This window comes from Sphingomonas sp. NIC1 (assembly GCF_001638925.1).
In the GTDB taxonomy this organism is placed as follows: domain Bacteria; phylum Pseudomonadota; class Alphaproteobacteria; order Sphingomonadales; family Sphingomonadaceae; genus Sphingomonas; species Sphingomonas aquatilis.
In genome coordinates this window covers 3,196,809-3,215,026 of record NZ_CP015521.1, presented here as the reverse complement: position 1 = coordinate 3,215,026, position 18,218 = coordinate 3,196,809, and the positions used below count along the sequence as shown (strand labels likewise).

The window sequence follows — 18,218 nt, the reverse complement described above, 5'->3', positions numbered from 1 at the left end:
TCGATCCGGCGAGGTGAAGCGGCGTCAGCGCAGCCGTGCGACGATCGCCGCCATCTCGAACACCGTCGCCTGAGCATCGAGCGACAGGCCCATCGCCGCCCCAGCAAGGTCGCGCGCAGCAGCCTGAGCGTCGAGCGCGGTTTTCAGCCGCGCTCCCGCCCGTCCACGGGCTTCGCGCGCGATAATTGCCGGAACCCGATCGAGGAACACTTCGTAGCGCGCGGCATTCCCCTTCCCCGCCAGCGCCTTGGCAAGCGCCGCCCGACGCGTGTTCACCGGATCGCCGTCGGTGGCGATCGCCGCGATCGCGGTGTCGAGGCCTGCAACATCCAGCCCCGCATAACGGATCGCGCGCCCCGGCGAGCCCTCCCCCGCCGCGATCAACGTCCCGATCTCGTCGCTATCGGCATCGGGCAACGCGTCGTGCAACGCACGGCGCATGTCGGCTTCGTCAAGCGCGCCGAAGCGCAGAACCCGGCATCGCGATCGGATGGTGGGGAGCAATCGTCCGGGAGCGTGGCTCACCAGCAGGAACACCGTTCCCACTGGCGGCTCCTCCAGGTTCTTGAGCAGCGCATTGGCTCCGTTGCGCTCGAGATCATCGGCCGCGTCGATAATGACGACGCGGCGTGCGCCCATCGACGGCGTCGTCGCAAACATCGGTTGCAGGCTGCGCACCTGCGCGATGCTGATCGACCGCGCGATATCCTGATCGGGCTTGTCGGCATCCTTTGGCAGACGGCGCAGGATACGCAGGTCGGGATGCGACCCGGCCTCCACCAGAGCGCGCGTGGGATGATCGGCGGGCACCGTCAGTCCCGGCGCGGTTACCCCGCTCGCACTCGCCTCGGCCAGCATGCGCAACGCCGCCAATTCGGCGAAGCGTGCCTTGCCCACGCCTTGCGGCCCGACCAGCAACCAGGCGTGATGCAGCGCACCGCTGCGCAGGGCGGCCGCGAAGGCCCCCTGCGCCTCGGCATTACCGAACAACGCGGTCATCGCGGTTGCGCGATCAACCGAAGAACGAGGTCAGCCCTGCCCAGGCGCGACCGAAGAAGCCCGCCTGACCGACGTCCTTGTCCGCGACCAGGGGCAGGCGCTGTTCGGGCAGATCGGGCGACGTCACGACCAGGTCGGCGATATGCTGGCCCTTGGTGATCGGCGCCTTGATCGGACCTTCGTAGACGACCTTGGCGCTCATCTGCGGCACGGCGCCCGCGGGCAGCGTGACGGTCAGCTGGCGCGGCGCGACCAGACCGACGTTGCTGGAACTGCCCATCTGCACCTCGGCCGTCGACACCTGCTTACCCGCCGCGACGACGGGTTTCGCCTGCCAGGCACGGAAGCCCCATTCCATGAAGCGCACCGATTCCTCGGCGCGATCCTTGGACGACGTCAGCCCCGCAACGACCATCACCAGACGGCGACCGTTCTGCTCGGCAGAGCCGGTGAAGCCGTAACCGGCCTCCTCGGTATGGCCGGTCTTCAGGCCATCGGCGCCGGCGACGCGGCCCAGCAGGGGGTCGCGATTCGCCTGCGTGATGTCGGCCCCTGCCCCCAGCGTCTTGCCCCAGGTGAAATTCGGCAGCGAGTAGAAACGCTTATAGAGGTCTGGGAAGTCCTGAATCGTCGCGGTGGCGAGATGCGCCAGGTCGCGCGCGGTCACATAGGTGACGCCATTGTCCGGCCAGCCGTTGGCGGTGCCGAAGTGGCTGTTGGTAAGGCCAAGGCGCTTCGCCTGCGCATTCATCCGGTCTGTGAACGTTTGCTCGGTGCCCGAAATACCCTCGGCCAGCACGACGCAGGCATCATTGCCCGACAGCGTAACGATGCCCTTCAACAGGTTCTCGACACTGACGTTTTCGTTGGGCGACAGGAACATGGTCGATCCCGCCTGCGGCCCATGCCACTTCGCCCAGGTTTCGGGGCGGACGGTGATCATCTGGTCGAGCTTCAGCTCGCCCTTCTTGATCATGTCGAAGGCCACGTAGACCGTCATCATCTTCGCCATCGACGCGGGCGGCATGCGGCGGTCGGCGTCACGTTGATACAGCACCGCGCCCGACGACAGATCCTGCATGAAGGCGATCGGCGCGATGCCCTGGAACTGCGGCGCCGCAGCGACGGAGGGCATGGCCAGCGCGACGATGGCAAGGGGAGCGGCGATCAGCGGTTTCATGACGTCGGGTTCGGCTTTCGGCAGGGTAATTGGGGTGGAATGGGTCAGGCATAGCGCCGCAACTGCGCCGCGTCAGCCCTCAACCGCGTCGGCGAGCAGGCCGACGGACAGCGCGTAGAAGTTCGAGCAATTGTAATCGAGGATCACACGGTAATTGCTGGTGAGCAGATAGGCGGTGGCATTGGGGCCATCCGGCTCGATCAGCGTCGCCTGCACGCTGTCGGCGGGCCAGCCTCTGCCCTGCGGCACGAGGCCGAGCGCGCGCCATTCGGCCATCGTCCGCCACTGGCTGTGCCGCTCGAACACCCGCGGGCAACGTGGCGATACCATGCGCGTCGTCAGGGCGGCGCGGTCGAAGCCGGCGGGGACGCGCACCGCGATCCCCCACGGCTGACCCGGCCGCCAGCCGGCATTCTCGAAATAATTGCCGATCGAGGCGAGCGTATCCGCCGGGCTGGTCCAGATATCCGCGCGGCCGTCGCCATCGCCGTCACGGGCGAGGCGCAGGTAGACCGAGGGCAGGAATTGCGGATTCCCGGTGGCGCCCGCCCAGCTGCCCTTCAGCCGCTCGCGCGGGATGCCGCGGTCAAGGATCTTCAGGCCGGCGATGAACTCGCTCGCAAACAGCTCGCGACGCCGACCCTCGTAGGCGAGCGTCGCCAGGCTGCGAAGCAGATCGAAATTGCCCGTATAGGCCCCGTAATTTGTTTCATGGCCCCAGATCGCAACCATGATCGACTCGGGGACGCCCGTCTCCCGCTCGACACGGGCGAGGCGCGCCCGCTGCGCCTGATAGGTACTGCGCCCGCGGCCGATCCGCGCGGCATCGACGTGGCTGATCCGGTAGGGCGCGAACGGCGGCGTCGCGGTGCGACCCGGATTGCCCGGCTGCGCGCGGTCGAGCTCGATGGTCCGTTCGCTGAGTGTCAGCGTCGGAAATACCTCATCGACCGTGCGGCGCGTGACGCTCTCCGCAAGCGCCTGTGCGCGCAGCGTGTTGAGATAGGACTGGAAGCCCTGCTCGTCCTGCGCCGCGACCGGTCCGGCCGAAGCCATCGCCAGTATCGTCGCCATCAAACCGGCCTTCAGCCCGCGCGTCATCGGATGCCCCCACATGCCCTCGCAGGTGCCACAGCCGGCATCCCGCGTGAACCTCCTATCGTCGCGGGGCTTGCACGGACAAGCGCGGTGCGCGTATTCGGGCGCTCCACGCGGAGGGATGGCCGAGTGGTTTAAGGCAGCGGTCTTGAAAACCGCCGTAGGTGGAAGCCTACCGTGGGTTCGAATCCCACTCCCTCCGCCAAGGCTCCCCGGCCGAAACCGGGGAGGCAGCGGCGATTATTTTGCGGGCTGCGCCGGGCCCATCAGCTTCTGTGCGAAATAGGTCATCTGCAGCGCCTGCAGGCGGGCACCCTGTTCGATGTCGGCATCGCCCGAATGGCCGCCGGCGGTGTCTTCGTAGAACAGATACGGCAGGCCATATTCCTTCAGGCGCGCGGCGAATTTGCGCGCGTGCTGCGGCCCGACGCGGTCGTCCTTGGTCGTCGTCCAGATATAGGGTTCGGGGTACGCCACCCCCTTCTTGATATTCTGATAGGGCGAGATCGTGCGCAGGAACGCCTTTTCCGCCGGCACGTCGACCGAGCCATATTCGTCGACCCAGGACTTGCCGGCCTCGATCTGTTCGTAGCGCATCATGTCGAGCAGCGGGACCTGGATGGTCACCGCCTTCCATAGGTCAGGGTGCTGGTTGAACTCGACGCCCATCAGTAGGCCGCCGTTCGAGCCGCCGTAGATGCCCAGCTCCTGCGGGCTGGTCAGTTTGCGCGCGAACAGGTCCTTCGCGACGCTGGCGAAATCGTCGTAGATGATCTGGCGCTTGGTCTTGCGACCGGCATCGTGCCAGGCGGGACCGAATTCGCCGCCGCCACGGATGTTGGCGAGCACGTAGGAGCCGCCGCGCTCCAGCCACAATTTGCCGGTGATCGCCGAATAGGCGGGCAGCATCGGCAGCTCGAAGCCGCCGTAGGCCGTCATGATCGTCGGCGTGCTGCCGTTGAGCGGAATGTCCTTATGGTGGACGATGAAATACGGGACCTTGGTGCCGTCGGTCGACGTCGCCTCATGCTGCTCGACCACCAGACCTGCCGAATCGAACTTGGGCGGCAGCGTCTTGACCGGCTTGCCGACGCTCGCCGTCGCGGCGTCGAGCGGCAGCAGCGTGGTCGGCGTCAGGAAGCCGGTGACGGTCATATAGCCGTGGTCGCTGCGATCGTCGGCACTGGCGACGCCGAGCGAGACGTTGTCCGGCAAGGCGATCGGCCGCGCGGTCCAGCCCGCCTTGCCCGGCGTGTAGACCGCCGCGCGACCGCGCACATTGTCGTTATAGATCAGGACGACATGGTCCTTGGTCGTCACCACTTCGTCCACCGATTGGCGCGGATTGGGCGCGAACAATATCGTCGGCGTCACCCGGCCGCTTTCGACCATGGCGAGCGGGGCCGAGGCGACCGAGCCGGCGGCAACGGCGCCCCAGGGATCGCTGGTTTGGAACAGCACCTGCCCGGCGACCATGCCGGCGGGGAAGGTACGCGCCGGAATGTCGAGCTTCTTCGTGCCCTCTGGCGTCCAGACATGCGTCTCGCCGCCGAAGAAGGTGGTGCGGCGTTCGATCGTGACCAGACGATGGCCCTGCCCGTCGGTCATCACGCCGGCATAGGTGCCCAGCTGATCGGTCGGCGCGCCGCGGAAGATTTCCTTGGCGGCATCCAGCGGTTGGCCGCGCTTCACCATCTTGACGACGAAGGGATAGCTCGATCCGGTCATCGTGCCGGCGCCCCAGTCGCGGCTGACGAGCAGCGTATCCTTGTCGAGCCAGCTCGCGCCCTGCTTCGACTTGGGTAGCGAGAAACCGCCGGGCACGAACTGTCCGGTCGCCAGGTCGAACTCGCGATAGCTGATCGCGTCCTCGCCGCCTTCGGACAATGCGACGAGGCAGAGGCGCTCTTCGGGATGGAGGCAGCTTGCGCCCTTCCACACCCACTTCTTGCCCTCGGCTTTCGACAGCGCGTCGAGATCGAGCGCGACGGTCCATTTGGGCTGCGGCGCTGCGTAATCCGCCTCGCTCGTCCAGCGCCAGATGCCCTGCGGGTGATCGGCGTCGCGCCAGAAATTGTAGATGCGGCCGAACAGCTGGTTCGGCATCGGAATGCGATCCTTCGCAGAGGCAATCGCCAGCGCGTCGGCGTAAAAGCCCTGGTAGCGCGGATCGTTCTGCAACCGGGGCAGCGTGCGGGCGTTTTCGGCCTCGACCCAGGCGAGCGGCTTGGCGCCGTCCTTGTCTTCCAGCCAGATATAGGGATCGGTATCGGTCACGGGCGTGCTCTGCGCGAAGGCGGAGGTCGCGGCAAGCATGGTGGAGGCGATCAGCAGCGTGCGGACGATCATCGGGGTGCAATCTCCCAGGGGTGCTACGAGCAGTGATGGACCGGTTGTGCCGGGCAATGGCCCCACGGGCAAGGCACCGGCACGCGAAAGCGGCGATGGCCTGCCCCTGCCCCGTCGCTTCGTGGCGATCGGGGCGATTTCGGCCGGCACCGCGCTGACGATCATTGATGGCGGCATCGCCACGGTCGCGCTGCCGACGATCGCGACGGACCTGCACGTCGGCAGCAGTGCGGTGGTGTCGGTGGTCACCGTCTACCAGCTGATCCTCGCGATGATGATCCTGCCCTTTGCGGGCCTCGGCGACCGGTTCGGGCTGAAGCGCACCTATCAGTTCGGGCAGCTGTTGTTCACCGTGGCGACAGTGCTGTGCTTCTTCGCCAAAAGCCTGCCGTTCCTGCTGGTGGTGCGAGCAGCGCAGGCGTTGGGCGCAGCGGCGGCGTTGAGCGTCTCGTCGGCGCTGATCCGCTCGATCTATCCCTCGTCGCAGCTCGGCCGGGGCCTCGGCATCAATTCGGTCGTCGTGTCGAGTTCGGCGGCGCTGGCACCGACGTTGGGCGGGCTGGTGCTGGGGATCGCGCCATGGCCGTGGGTGTTCGCAAGCGCGGTGCCCTTCGCGATCATCAGCCTGGTCCTCGGCCGCGCACTGCCTGCGCCGCAGCCGCGCAAGGAGCCGTTCGACGTACTCGGCGCGGTGATGTGCGCGAGCATGATCGGCCTGGTCATTTCCGGGGCGGAGAGCGCGGTACATGGCGACAGTCCGGTCGTCTCCGCCGCGATCGTCGGGGTCGGCGCGGCGATCGGCTGGGTGTTCATCCGCCGCGAGCGTGGCGAAGCCAAGCCCATCCTGCCGGTCGATCTGTTGGCGAAGCCCGTGATCGCGCTGTCGGCCATCGGCGCATACACCGCTTTCACCGCTTCGATGACGCTGCTGCTGTCGACGCCGTTCCGGCTGACGCACGGTTATGGCTGGAGCGCCGCCGCGGTGGGCGCGGCGATCGCGCCGTGGCCGCTGACCAACATGATCGTCGCGCCGCTGGCGGGCTGGCTGTCCGACCGCGTGCCCGCGGGGCTGCTCGGCGGCATCGGCATGGCGGTATCGATCGTCGCGTTGACGCTGATCGCGCTGCTGCCGGCGGACGCGACCTATGTCGATATCGCGTGGCGGATGGCGCTGTGCGGATCGGGGTTCGGACTGTTCCTGCCACCCAATGCGCGACTGATCATCGGATCAGCCCCGCGCGAACGGGCGGCGGCGGCCGGCGGGCTGGTCGGCACGGTGCGGCTGGTCGGCCAGACGACCGGCGCCACACTGGTCGCGGCCCTGCTGGCGATGGGCGTGGGCGCGACCTCGACGCCGCCGTTGGTCGCTGCGGGTCTGGCGCTGGTGGCGGGCCTGTGCAGCCTTGCGCGACTGCGCCCGTCGATCCGCAATCCGCGCAGCGACGAGGCGGAGGACGAGCAGCCGGGCACGCAGGTGTCGCGGTAGGTCTCGCATTCCTCCCCCGCCGGGGGGAGGTGGCAGCGAAGCTGACGTAGGGGGAAGATGCCGCGAGCTCGGCGTGTGCGGAAAGGCCCCCTCCACCATTCGCTGGCGCGAACGGTCCCAGCGCAGGGTCGATCATGCCCCCGGCATGATCTTGGATTGCTGGGGGCAATCCAACCCTGCACTCCCGCTGAAGCGAGGGAGGAATTGTGAGACCAGAACGCGGCCTGGGTCGCGGTGGGGTATCCGACCGCATTCCGTCACCCCGGCCGAAGAGCCGGGGGCTCGCTTCTACACCCGATGCGCGGAAGCAGCGGGGCCCCGGGTCAAGCCCGGGGTGACGGGTGAGGTGCGATCAGAACACCGCCCGGGCCGTGTCTTCGCCCATCATCTGCTGGCGGACGAGTGGGATCGCCGGGCCGCCGTAGCTGAGGAACTGATCGTGGAAGGCCTTCCACGCCTTTCGCCCGCCGCGGCTGGCGGTCCAGTCCTCGCGGAGCTTGCGGATCAGCAGCTTGCCCATCGTGTAATTGAGATACGCGGGATCGTAGGTGCCGCGGGCCGCCTGTTGGCGCGCATTACCTTCGTCCTGATAGCATTGCTCGCGGAACATCTGGAGGCTCTGCGCCTGCGTCATGCCGCGTGCGTGCAGGCCGATGGCGGACAGGAAGCGGCAGTCGCGCAGCAGTGCGTTGCTGAGCTGGCCGATGTGCGTTTCGGGCTTGCCGTTGTCAATGCCGGCTTCCCACATCATCTCTTCGGCGTAATGCGCCCACCCCTCGGCAAAGGCGTAGCCGACGAACAGGCGACCGATCGGCGATTTGGCCCGGTTCGAATGCAGGAACTGGAGGAAGTGGCCCGGCATCACCTCATGGATCGAGGTGAACAGCAGGTCCTTGCGCCCCGGTACGAAGGCATCCTGCGTTTTCTTGTCCCACGCCGGATCGGGCGGCGAGATGTAATAGACCGACGGCACGTTTCTCTCGAACGGCCCGGCGGGATCGATATAGGCGGAGTTCTGACGGTTGTAAGGCGGGCTTTCCTCGACCTTCGCCTCTTCGGTGCCAGGAATGGTGACGAGGTCGTGCTTGACGACGAAGGCGCGCAGTTCGGGGATCTGGCGGCGCGCTTCGGCTACTGGGCCGTCGGGCGCCTTGTCGGCGTTCATCTTGTCGATGCACTGCGGGATCGTCTTGCCCTTGGCGTAGAGCGCGCAGGCAGCGGTCAGCGCGTCCTGATTGCGCTTCAGGTCGGCGCGACCCGCCGCCTCGAGCTGGTCGAGCGAGGCGTCGACGCCCTCGGTCGCGCGGACCATCCGCTGGAAGCGATCGGCGCCGAGCGCGAAATCCTGAGTCGCGCTGCCGCGCTGCGACGCCAGCCACGTCCCGAGGCCGCGCATTGCCTCGCTGGCGGCGGCCGAGGCGGTCTTGAGCTGATCCTGCAGCGCGGGATCGTCGACGTCGGCGAAGGCCTTCACCGCGTCGCCGCCGTAATAATCGGCAAAGCCATTGAAGCCGGCGACCCCGTAGTTCACGAACGACAAGGGCATCGGCGTCTTCAGGTTCGCGCGGATGTTGCCGACCGCCGCCGGCACGCGTTGCAGGAAGGCGATCACCGCCTTCATCCGCGTCGGCGCATCGGCATAGGGCCGCGCGATATAGACGTTGGGGTCGAGGCCGCCGCCGACATAATAGGCCGGGTTGTTGTGCGGCTGGTCGGCGTCGTCGAGCCAGAACAGCTTGCCCTCCGCAACGCGCACCAGATAGTCGCGCTCGAACCGATCCTGCGGCGATAGATCGGCGTCACCGAACGCCTTGGCGCGATCGATCGTCTGGTGCAGGAATTCGGACTGGCGCTTCAGCCCCGCCGCGCTCCAGTCGGGCAGCTGACCGTCGAAATCGTGGCGGCCTTCATACACCGCGAAGGCGGGATCGATCCGGAACCAGCTTTCGATGAAGCCGTCGCGAAAGCGCACCCAGTTGCTGGGGGTGGCGACGGGCTTGGGCGCGGGCGCGGTGGCCGCCTCGTTGGCGGCCGGCGACGCACCACGCGAACAGCCTGCCGATACCGTTGCCGCGATCGCCATCGCCAACAGGGATGCCCTGACCCTCACCGTCATATCCGTCTCCACTCCGCCATTCCGGCGCTTGTCGCGGCCGATCCTGACAGGGCAAACCCAATGGCGCCACCCCCTTCAGCCGCCGATGGCTATCCGGGCGGTTGCTCGGAAATGTGATCCAAGTTGCGGAACGGCCGCCCGATCCGCCTCGTTGGGGCAGCGCATTGCATGAGAGGAAGATCGCCATGCCCTATATCAAAACGCGCGACGGCACCGATATTTACGTCAAAGACTGGGGCTCGGGCCGGCCGGTGATCCTGATCCATGGCTGGCCGTTATCGGCGGACAGCTGGGACCCGCAGATGATGGCGTTGGCGGACGCGGGCTTCCGCGCAATCGCCTATGACCGGCGCGGGTTCGGACGGTCGGGACAGCCGTGGAGCGGCTATGATTACGACACGCTCGCCGACGATCTCGCCGACGTGATGGCCGCCACCGGCGCGGACAGCGACGCGACGCTGGTCGGCTTCTCGATGGGCGGTGGCGAGGTCGCGCGCTACATGAGCCGTCATGGCGGCAAGGGCGTGATCGCCGCCGCACTGGTCGGATCGGTCGTCCCCTATATGCTGAAGACCGAGGACAATCCGAATGGCGTCGCCGAGGCGGATCTGGCCGAGATCGGCGAGAACATTAAGAAGGATCGGGCGCATTTCTTCCGCAGCACCTTCTTCAAGCAGTTCTTCGGCGTGGGCGTGATCAGCCACCCGGTGAGCGATGCGGTGCTGGATGCGGCGACGGCGACCGCGATGCAGGCGGGGCTGAAGCCGACGCTCGCCTGCGCCGAGGCGTTCGGCCACACCGATTTCCGCCCCGACCTCAGCGCCTTCCGCGTGCCGACGCTGATCATCCACGGTACGTCCGACGTGACGGTGCCGATCGATGCCACCGGCCGCGCCGCGGCCGAGGCCATCTCGGACAGCCAGCTGGTGGAATATGACGGCGCGCCTCACGGCCTGTTCGCGACGCATGGCGACCGGCTGACCAACGATCTGCTGACCTTCCTCGGCCGCTGACGCTACGGCTGGCGCCGGGCGAGATGCATCGGTAAGCAGTGCCGCGGGCGCCCAGGAGGTGCCCGCGGTTTTGAGTTGGGGAGCGTGATGACCGATCCAGAAATCTATCCGATCACCGGCGATTGGACGAACGCCAGCCTCAACGAAAAGACCTATGCCGAGCTGTGCGAAGCCGCGACGAGCAACCCCGGCGGCTTCTGGCTGGACCAGGCGACCAAGCGCCTCGATTGGACGCGCACGCCCACAATCGCCGGCGACTGGTCGTTCGCCGAGGCCGATTTTCACATCAAATGGTTCGCCGACGGCAAACTGAACGTCGCGGCCAATTGCATCGACCGGCATCTGGCCGCGCATGGCGACACGGTGGCGATCATCTGGGAACCCGACGCGCCGACCGAAGAGGCGCGACACATCACCTATCGCGACTTGCATGCCGAGGTCTGCCGCTTCGCCAACGTGCTGAAGAGCCAGGGTGTCGGCAAGGGCGATCGCGTTACCCTCTACATGCCGATGATCCCGGAGGCGGCCTATGCGGCGCTCGCCTGCGCGCGGATCGGGGCGATCCATTCGGTGGTGTTCGGAGGCTTTTCGGCGGATGCGCTGGCGGGCCGGATTGAGGATTGCGGATCGCGTATCGTCGTGACCGCCGACGAGGGCCGGCGCGGCGGCAAGCGGATCAAGCTGAAGGCCTGCGTCGACGAAGCGGCGGCGCGTGCGCCCAGCCTCGAAAAGGTCATCGTCGTCAAGGCGACGGGCGCCGATGTGCCGATGGGTGACCGCGACGTCTGGTATCACGACGCGGCGGCGGCAGTCGGCACCGACTGCCCGGCGGAGGAGATGGACGCCGAGGACCCGCTGTTCATCCTCTATACCAGCGGTTCGACCGGCAAGCCCAAGGGGGTGATGCACACCTCGGGCGGGTATCTGCTGTGGGCCAGCCTCACCCATCAGATCGCGTTCGACTATAAGCCCGGTCAGATCTTCTGGTGCGCGGCCGATATCGGCTGGGTGACGGGCCACACCTACATCCTCTACGGCCCGCTCGCGAACCGGGCGACGACGGTGATGTTCGAAGGCCTGCCGACCTGGCCCGATGCCAGCCGCATCTGGCAGGTCGTCGACCGGCATAAGGTCGACACGCTCTTCACCGCCCCGACGGCGCTGCGCGCGCTGATGAAGGAGGGCGACGATTTCGTCCGCAAGACCGACCGCAGTTCGCTGAAGGTGCTGGGATCGGTCGGCGAGCCGATCAATCCGGAGGCGTGGCGCTGGTATCACGACGTCGTCGGCGAAGGCCGTGCGCCGATCGTCGATGCCTGGTGGCAGACCGAAACGGGCGGAATCATGATCGCGCCGATCCCCGGTGCGGTGCCGATGAAGCCGGGCTCCGCCGCCAAGCCGCTGCCGGGCGTGACGCTGCAACTGGTCGACGATCAGGGCAGCCCATTGGTCGGCGAAGCACAAGGCAACCTCTGCATCACCGAAAGCTGGCCGGGGCAGATGCGCGGCGTGTGGGGTGATGCCGAGCGGTTCTTCCAGACCTATTTCACCACCTACAAGGGCAGCTATTTTACCGGAGACGGCTGCCGCCGCGACGCGGACGGTTATTATTGGATTACGGGCCGCGTCGATGACGTCATCAACGTCAGCGGTCACCGGATGGGCACTGCCGAGGTCGAGAGCGCCCTGGTGCTGCACGAGGCAGTGGCGGAGGCCGCGGTCGTCGGGATGCCGCATGACGTCAAGGGTCAGGGCATCTACGCCTATGTGACACTGAACGCCGGCCGCGAGGGTTCGGACGAGCTGCACAAGGCGCTGGTCGCCTGGGTGCGGCAGGAGATCGGGCCGATCGCAACGCCCGACAAGCTCCAGTTCGCGCCCGCATTGCCCAAGACGCGATCGGGCAAGATCATGCGCCGCATCCTGCGCAAGATCGCTGAGGGCGATGTGTCGAGCCTGGGCGATACGTCGACGCTGGCGGACCCGGCGGTGGTGGACGATCTGGTGGCGAACCGGGTGGGGTGAGACGGCGCGGTCGCCGCAACATCCTCGTCACCCCGGACTTGTTCCGGGGTCCACTCCGCGGCGAGGGGCATGGCAAGAGACTCGAGCGTTGCCCTCGCCGCCCGGTGGACCCCGGAACGAGTCCGGGGTGACGTAGGGATTAGGGAGGTTGCCCCTCCTGTCCCGCCTCTCTACGCATCTCCCGCAAAGGGAGACAGACGGATGGGCATCGCTAGCAGGATCGGCTGGATCGTCCTCGCGCTGGTCGGGGCGGCGGCGCTGGCCGTGGTCGCGACCGCGCGGGGCGAGGCGGTGAACGCCGTCTGGATCGTCGTCGCGGCGGTCTCCGTCTATCTGATCGCCTATCGCTTCTACGCGCTCTATCTTGCCAAAATCGTCGGTATCGACCCCGCCCGCCCCACCCCGGCGGTGCGCCATCCCGACGGTCTCGATTTCGTCCCCACCGACCGGCGCGTGCTGTTCGGCCATCATTTCGCGGCGATCGCCGGCGCAGGGCCGCTCGTCGGGCCGGTGCTGGCGGCACAGATGGGCTATCTGCCGGGCATGCTGTGGCTGCTCGCCGGCGTCGTGCTGGCAGGGGCGGTGCAAGACTTCATGGTGCTGTTCCTGTCGATGCGGCGCGACGGGCGCTCGCTTGGCGAGTTGATCCGCATGGAAATGGGCGCGGTGCCGGGCACGATCGCGCTGTTCGGCGCCTTCATGATCATGGTGATCATCCTGGCGGTGCTGGCGCTGATCGTCGTGCGCGCGCTCGCCGGCAGTCCCTGGGGCCTGTTCACCGTCGCCGCCACCATCCCGCTCGCGCTGCTGATGGGCGTGTATACGCGCTGGATCCGGCCGGGGCGGATCGGCGAGGTGTCGCTGCTGGGCTTGGTCGGCCTTATTCTCGCGATCGTCTACGGCCAGAATGTCGCGGAGTCCGCGACGCTGGCGCCCTGGTTCACCTATACGCCCATCCAGCTGTGCTGGATCCTGATCGGCTATGGCGCCATCGCTGCCCTGCTGCCGGTGTGGCTGTTGCTTGCGCCGCGCGATTACCTGTCGACCTTCCTCAAGATCGGCGCAATTGCAGCGCTTGCGATCGGCATCGTGGTGGTCGCTCCGCCGCTGCGCATGCCCGCGCTGACGCAGTTCATCGACGGCAGCGGGCCGGTGTGGTCGGGTTCCTTGTTCCCGTTCCTGTTCATCACGATCGCCTGCGGCGCGGTGTCGGGCTTCCACGCGCTGATCGCCAGCGGCACGACGCCCAAGCTAATCGCGAGCGAGGGCGATGCGCGCTTCATCGGCTATGGCGCGATGCTGATGGAAAGCTTCGTCGCGATCATGGCGCTGGTCGCGGCATCGGTGATCGATCCGGGCGTCTATTTCACGATGAACAGCCCCGCCGCGGTCGTCGGCACCGATCCCGCCAGCGCGGCCGCCGCGGTTACCAAGATGGGCTTTGCCGTCAGCGCGGATACGATCGCCGCGACCGCGAAGGATGTCGGCGAAACGACGATCATCAGCCGCGCTGGCGGCGCGCCGACACTGGCGGTCGGGATGGCGCATATCTTCAGCCGGCTGATCGGCGGGCGTGAGATGATGGCCTTCTGGTATCATTTCGCGATCCTGTTCGAGGCGCTGTTCATCCTGACCGCGGTGGACGCCGGCACCCGTGCCGGGCGCTTCATGTTGCAGGATCTGATCGGGCTGGCGGTGCCGAGCTTCCGTAACGCGACGTCCATCGTGCCGGGCCTGATCGGCACAGGTCTGTGCGTCGCGGCCTGGGGGTTCTTCCTCTATCAAGGGGTCACCGATCCCCTGGGCGGCGTGAACACGCTGTGGCCGTTGTTCGGAATTTCGAACCAGATGCTCGCGGCGGTCGCGCTGACGCTGGCGACGGTCGTGCTGTTCCGCATGAAGCGGCAGCGCTACGCCTGGGTCACGATCCTGCCCGCGAGCTGGCTGGTGCTCTGCACTGTCACCGCCAGCCTGATGAAACTGTTCGCGTCGGATCCGCGTGTCGGCTTCCTCGCCCATGCCAGCCGCTTCGCCGATGCGGCGGCGCGCGGCGAGGTGCTGGCGCCGGCGAAGTCGCTGGCCGAGATGCAGCGGATCGTGATGAACGACCGGATCGACGCGGCGCTGTGCGCGCTGTTCCTGGCGGTGGTCGTCTCGATCGTGGCATATGGCATTCGCACGTGCCTGACGGCGCGACGGATCGACGCGCCCTCGGTCAGCGAACTTCCGGCGACCGTGGGAGCGGCGGCGTGACGATCACTCGCACGCTCCGGACGCTCCGCGATGCGCTGCACCTGCTGGTGGGTATGCCGTCCTACGAGACATACCGGGCGCATATGGCGGAGGCGCATCCGGACCAGCCGGTCATGAGCAGAAGCGCGTTCTTTCGCGACCGGCAGCAGGCCCGGTACGGCGGGCGCAACGGCGGGCGTTGCTGCTGACGCGCAGCGAAGGTTACGGCCATGACGCTGCCGGCGGTCAGCCGAGCAGCAGGAACGTCACCGCACAGATCGAAGCCGCCATGCCGCTGGCGCAGCACAGGATTCCAAATCCGCATTGGCACAAGGTCGGTTGATACCGGTCCATAGCACCTCTCCTGTCGATCGCGTCGTTGCGCGACCAACGAAGCGTAACATGGACCGGATCGGAAGAAAATAGCCTGGATTTAGGCGTCAGGTGCCGGCGTCTCCTGCGCATCGAGCTCGGCGGACAGTTTCGCGAACAGCGCCGAAAGCTGCGCCTGCTCGTCGTCGGTCAGCGCTCCGAACACGCTGCCGATCAGCTCCTGCCGCAGCGGTTCCGTCTCACCCAGCACGCGCCCGCCCGCTTCGGTGATCGAGATCTGCTTGACGCGGCGATCGTGCGGATGCGGTCGCCGGACGACGAGGCCGTCGCGCTCCAGCCCGTCGATCGCCTCGGTCACCGTGCGCGGCGCCTGATCGAAGAAATCCGCGATGTCCGCCGCGCGGGATGGGCCGCGCCGGTCGAGGAAAAGTAGCAATTTCGTGCGTGCCAGCGACGCACCCTGCTCCGCGAGGCGTTTGTTCATCATCCGGTGCATGCGCAGGAACAGGCTGAACAGGTCGGAGGCGAGGTTTTCGGTGCAGTCCATATATGAGGACCCTCATTAAATGGTCTTGCGCTATGCTGCAAGTGCGAGCATGTAGGCGCCTCACGCAGTCTGAAAAGATGAAGAGCATGGCAGACCACGAGCAGACGCAGGACGATCATTCCGATTCGCAGGACGATGCCGAAACGAAGAAGGCATCCCCGCTGAAGAACCCACGGGTGCGGATCATCCTGTTGCTGGTTCTCGCCGTTGCGGTGATCGGCGGCGTGCTGTGGTATGTCCGCTACCAGAGCGTGGGCAAGTTCATGCAGGCGACCGACGACGCCTATATCCAGGCGGATGCGGTCACGATCGCGCCCAAGGTGTCGGGCTATGTCGATCAGGTGTTCGTCGCCGATAATCAGGCGGTTAAGGCTGGGCAGCCGCTGCTGCGCATCGACGCCCGCGACTATCGCGCCCAGGCCGCGCAGGTCGAGGCGCAGATCGACGTGGCGCGGGCGAATGCGGAGGGCGTGCGCGCCCAGATCCGCGAGCAGCAGGCAGCCATCACAAAGGCGCAGGCCGATTTGGCTGCGGCGCGCAGCGATGCCGCCTTCGCGCATGCCGAGGTGGCCCGGTATCAACCGCTCGCCGCGTCGGGTGCCGAGACTCGCGAGCGTTTGTCGCAGCTGCAAAATCAGGCGCGTCAGGCCGATTCGCAGGTCGCGGCCGCGCAGGCGGCGCTGACCAGCGCCAATCGCCGCGTGGGCACCCTACAGGCGCAGGTGCAGCAGGCGCGCGCCCAAGGCGAAGCGAGCCGGGCCCAGCTGACCGCTGCCAACGTCAACCTGGGGGCAACCGTGCTGCGCGCCAGCATCGACGGCCGCGTCGGCGACAAGACGGTGCGCGTCGGCCAGTTCGCGCAGGCCGGCACGCGGCTGATGTCCATCGTCCCCGTCAAGCAGCTGTACGTCGAGGCGAACTTCAAGGAAACGCAGCTTGGCCTGATGCGGGTCGGCCAGCCGGTGACGCTGGAGGTCGATGCGCTGCCGGGTGTCGAGATCAAGGGGCATGTGCAGAGCGTGTCGCCGGGCACGGGCGCGCAATTCTCGCTGCTGCCGCCGCAGAATGCGACGGGCAACTTCACCAAGATCGTCCAGCGCATCCCCGTCCGCATCGCGATCGATGCCGGCCCCGAAACGCGCGCGCTGCTCGTCCCGGGCATGTCCGCGGATGTGACGGTCGACACGCGCTCGGCCAAGGGTGCCGTGAAGCGCATCCGCGAAGAGCAGGACCAGCATAACGAACGCCGGGCGCAATGAGCAGCGCGGCGCTCCCCGCCGACACGGCGCCGCCGAAGCGGGACGCCGACGCACCGCCGGAGCGGGCCGACCTCGGCGCGTGGCTGGCGGTGGCGGCGGGCAGCCTCGGCGCGCTGATGGCGACGCTCGACATCTCGATCGTCAACTCGGCGCTCCCCGTCATCCAGGGCGAGATCGGTGCGAGCGGGACGGAGGGGACGTGGATCGCCACATCCTACCTCGTCGCCGAGATCATCATCATTCCGCTTGCCGCCTGGCTGGAGCGGGTGCTGGGCCTGCGCACCTTCCTGCTGATCGCGTCGATCCTGTTCACCGGCTTTTCGGTGGTGTGCGGCCTGTCGACGTCGCTCGGCATGATGATCGTCGGCCGCGCGGGGCAAGGCATCACTGGCGGCGCGCTGATACCCACCGCGATGACGATCATCGCGACCCGCCTGCCGCGATCGCAGCAGCCGATCGGCACCGCCTTGTTCGGCGTCACCGCCATTCTGGGCCCCGTGCTCGGCCCATTGATCGGCGGCTATCTGACGGAAAACGTCAGCTGGCATTACGCCTTCTTCCTCAACGTTCCCGTCGGTGCGGTGCTGCTCGTGCTGCTGCTCGTTGGCCTGCCGCATCAGAAGGCGCACCTCGAAGAGCTGCTGAAGGCCGACTGGCTGGGTATCGCCGGCCTAGCGCTCGGGCTCGGCGGCCTGACGGTCGTGCTGGAAGAGGGGCAGCGCGAACAATGGTTCCAGTCGGCGCTCATCATCAAACTGACCGCGCTGACGGTGCTCGGCCTCGTCATGCTGATTGCAGGCCAGTTCATCGCCAAGAACCCGGTGGTGAAGCTGCGCCTGTTGCTCGACCGCCAGTTCGGCAGCGTCGCGACGATGGGCTTGGTGCTTGGCATGGTGCTGTACGGCAGCAGCTATGTGATCCCGCAGTTCCTCGCGGCGATCGCGGATTATAACGCGCTGCAATCGGGCAAGGTCGTGCTGCTGAGCGGCATCCCCAGCCTGCTGATGATGCCGCTGGTACCCATCATGATCCGGCATCTCGATATTCGGCTGGCGGTGGCGTCGGGCTTGCTGCTGATGGCGATGAGTTGTCACCTCGACACGACGCTGACGGCGGATTCGGTGGGCAGCGCCTTCACCGATTCGCAGCTTTTACGCGGTGTCGGCACGATCCTCGGCTTCGTGTTCCTCAACCAGGCGGCGATCGCGTCGGTCAAACCATCGGAGGCGGGCGATGCCGCGGGGCTGTTCAGCGCCGCGCGCAACATCGGCGGGTCGTTCGCGCTCGCGGGCATCGCGACGTTGCAGGACCAGCGCAGCTATCTGCATGCGCGCCGGATCGACGAGACGCTGAACGCCAACTCGATCGACCTGCAATCCTACCTTGCCGCCACGGGGCGGGCGCTGGGCGATCCCGCCGCGGCGCTCCGGGCGCTCGGCGGCACGATCCAGCGCGAGGCGCTGGTGATGACGTATAACGATCTGTTCTGGCTGCTGTCGGTCGGCATCTGCTGTGTCGTGCCGCTGGTCCTGTTCCTGCGCCCCCTGCCGCAAGGCAAGATGGCGGCGATGCATTGAGGCG

At 67.1% G+C, this 18,218-nt stretch carries 13 protein-coding genes and 1 tRNA gene; 8 read left to right on the top strand and 6 right to left on the bottom strand.

Going from position 1 to position 18,218, the window contains the following annotated elements:
- Nucleotides 1–24: 24 nt before the first annotated feature.
- The 3 genes from A7E77_RS15040 to A7E77_RS15030 form a co-directional block, all read right to left on the bottom strand.
- Nucleotides 25–999 carry a DNA polymerase III subunit delta' gene (locus A7E77_RS15040; RefSeq protein ID WP_063689254.1) on the bottom strand — a complete coding sequence of 325 codons (975 nt, stop codon included), beginning with the start codon at nt 997–999 and terminating at the stop codon, nt 25–27.
- Nucleotides 1,000–1,012: 13 nt separating this feature from the next.
- Entirely contained in the window at nt 1,013–2,179 is a 1,167-nt protein-coding gene (locus A7E77_RS15035; RefSeq protein WP_063689251.1) for a D-alanyl-D-alanine carboxypeptidase family protein, read from the bottom strand.
- A 72-nt stretch (nt 2,180–2,251) separates the two neighbouring features.
- A complete protein-coding gene (locus A7E77_RS15030; RefSeq protein WP_413243584.1) occupies nt 2,252–3,280 on the bottom strand; it encodes a lytic transglycosylase domain-containing protein in 1,029 nt (342 codons plus the stop codon).
- 112 nt (nt 3,281–3,392) lie between these two features.
- On the opposite strand from A7E77_RS15030, the gene A7E77_RS15025 reads away from it, so the two are divergent.
- Nucleotides 3,393–3,482: transfer RNA gene (locus A7E77_RS15025), tRNA-Ser, on the top strand.
- Nucleotides 3,483–3,517: 35 nt separating this feature from the next.
- Here A7E77_RS15025 and A7E77_RS15020 read toward each other — a convergent pair.
- Nucleotides 3,518–5,626, bottom strand: a complete 2,109-nt coding sequence (locus A7E77_RS15020; RefSeq protein WP_063689245.1) for a prolyl oligopeptidase family serine peptidase — start codon at nt 5,624–5,626, stop codon at nt 3,518–3,520.
- 46 nt (nt 5,627–5,672) lie between these two features.
- Here A7E77_RS15020 and A7E77_RS15015 point away from each other — a divergent pair, with 46 nt between their 5' ends.
- Nucleotides 5,673–7,112, top strand: coding sequence for an MFS transporter (locus tag A7E77_RS15015; RefSeq protein ID WP_063689242.1), 1,440 nt, complete (start codon nt 5,673–5,675; stop codon nt 7,110–7,112).
- Nucleotides 7,113–7,464: 352 nt separating this feature from the next.
- Here A7E77_RS15015 and A7E77_RS15010 read toward each other — a convergent pair whose 3' ends face one another.
- Nucleotides 7,465–9,195 (bottom strand): DUF885 domain-containing protein, encoded by a 1,731-nt coding sequence (locus A7E77_RS15010; protein ID WP_063689240.1) that lies wholly within the window; start codon nt 9,193–9,195, stop codon nt 7,465–7,467.
- 218 nt (nt 9,196–9,413) lie between these two features.
- Here A7E77_RS15010 and A7E77_RS15005 point away from each other — a divergent pair, with 218 nt between their 5' ends.
- The 4 genes from A7E77_RS15005 to A7E77_RS14990 all read left to right on the top strand — a co-directional run bounded on the left by A7E77_RS15005 (nt 9,414) and on the right by A7E77_RS14990 (nt 14,707).
- Nucleotides 9,414–10,241, top strand: coding sequence for an alpha/beta fold hydrolase (locus A7E77_RS15005; protein ID WP_063689237.1), 828 nt, complete (start codon nt 9,414–9,416; stop codon nt 10,239–10,241).
- An 87-nt stretch (nt 10,242–10,328) separates the two neighbouring features.
- Nucleotides 10,329–12,266, top strand: a complete 1,938-nt coding sequence (gene acs / locus A7E77_RS15000) for an acetate--CoA ligase (RefSeq protein WP_063689234.1) — start codon at nt 10,329–10,331, stop codon at nt 12,264–12,266.
- A 201-nt stretch (nt 12,267–12,467) separates the two neighbouring features.
- Nucleotides 12,468–14,519 carry a carbon starvation CstA family protein gene (locus A7E77_RS14995; protein ID WP_063689231.1) on the top strand — a complete coding sequence of 684 codons (2,052 nt, stop codon included), beginning with the start codon at nt 12,468–12,470 and terminating at the stop codon, nt 14,517–14,519.
- Nucleotides 14,516–14,707 carry a YbdD/YjiX family protein gene (locus A7E77_RS14990; protein WP_063689229.1) on the top strand — a complete coding sequence of 64 codons (192 nt, stop codon included), beginning with the start codon at nt 14,516–14,518 and terminating at the stop codon, nt 14,705–14,707. Before A7E77_RS14995 ends, A7E77_RS14990 begins: the two co-directional genes overlap by 4 nt.
- 224 nt (nt 14,708–14,931) lie before the next feature.
- Here A7E77_RS14990 and A7E77_RS14985 read toward each other — a convergent pair whose 3' ends face one another.
- Complete coding sequence (locus A7E77_RS14985; protein ID WP_063689227.1) at nt 14,932–15,378, bottom strand: MarR family winged helix-turn-helix transcriptional regulator; 447 nt, start codon at nt 15,376–15,378, stop codon at nt 14,932–14,934.
- A gap of 86 nt (nt 15,379–15,464) precedes the next feature.
- Here A7E77_RS14985 and A7E77_RS14980 point away from each other — a divergent pair, with 86 nt between their 5' ends.
- Both A7E77_RS14980 and A7E77_RS14975 read left to right on the top strand, forming a co-directional pair.
- Complete coding sequence (locus A7E77_RS14980; RefSeq protein WP_063690033.1) at nt 15,465–16,637, top strand: HlyD family secretion protein; 1,173 nt, start codon at nt 15,465–15,467, stop codon at nt 16,635–16,637.
- Nucleotides 16,634–18,214 (top strand): MDR family MFS transporter, encoded by a 1,581-nt coding sequence (locus A7E77_RS14975; RefSeq protein WP_017978809.1) that lies wholly within the window; start codon nt 16,634–16,636, stop codon nt 18,212–18,214. The genes A7E77_RS14980 and A7E77_RS14975 overlap by 4 nt, the downstream gene beginning before the upstream one ends.
- Nucleotides 18,215–18,218: the final 4 nt, after the last annotated feature.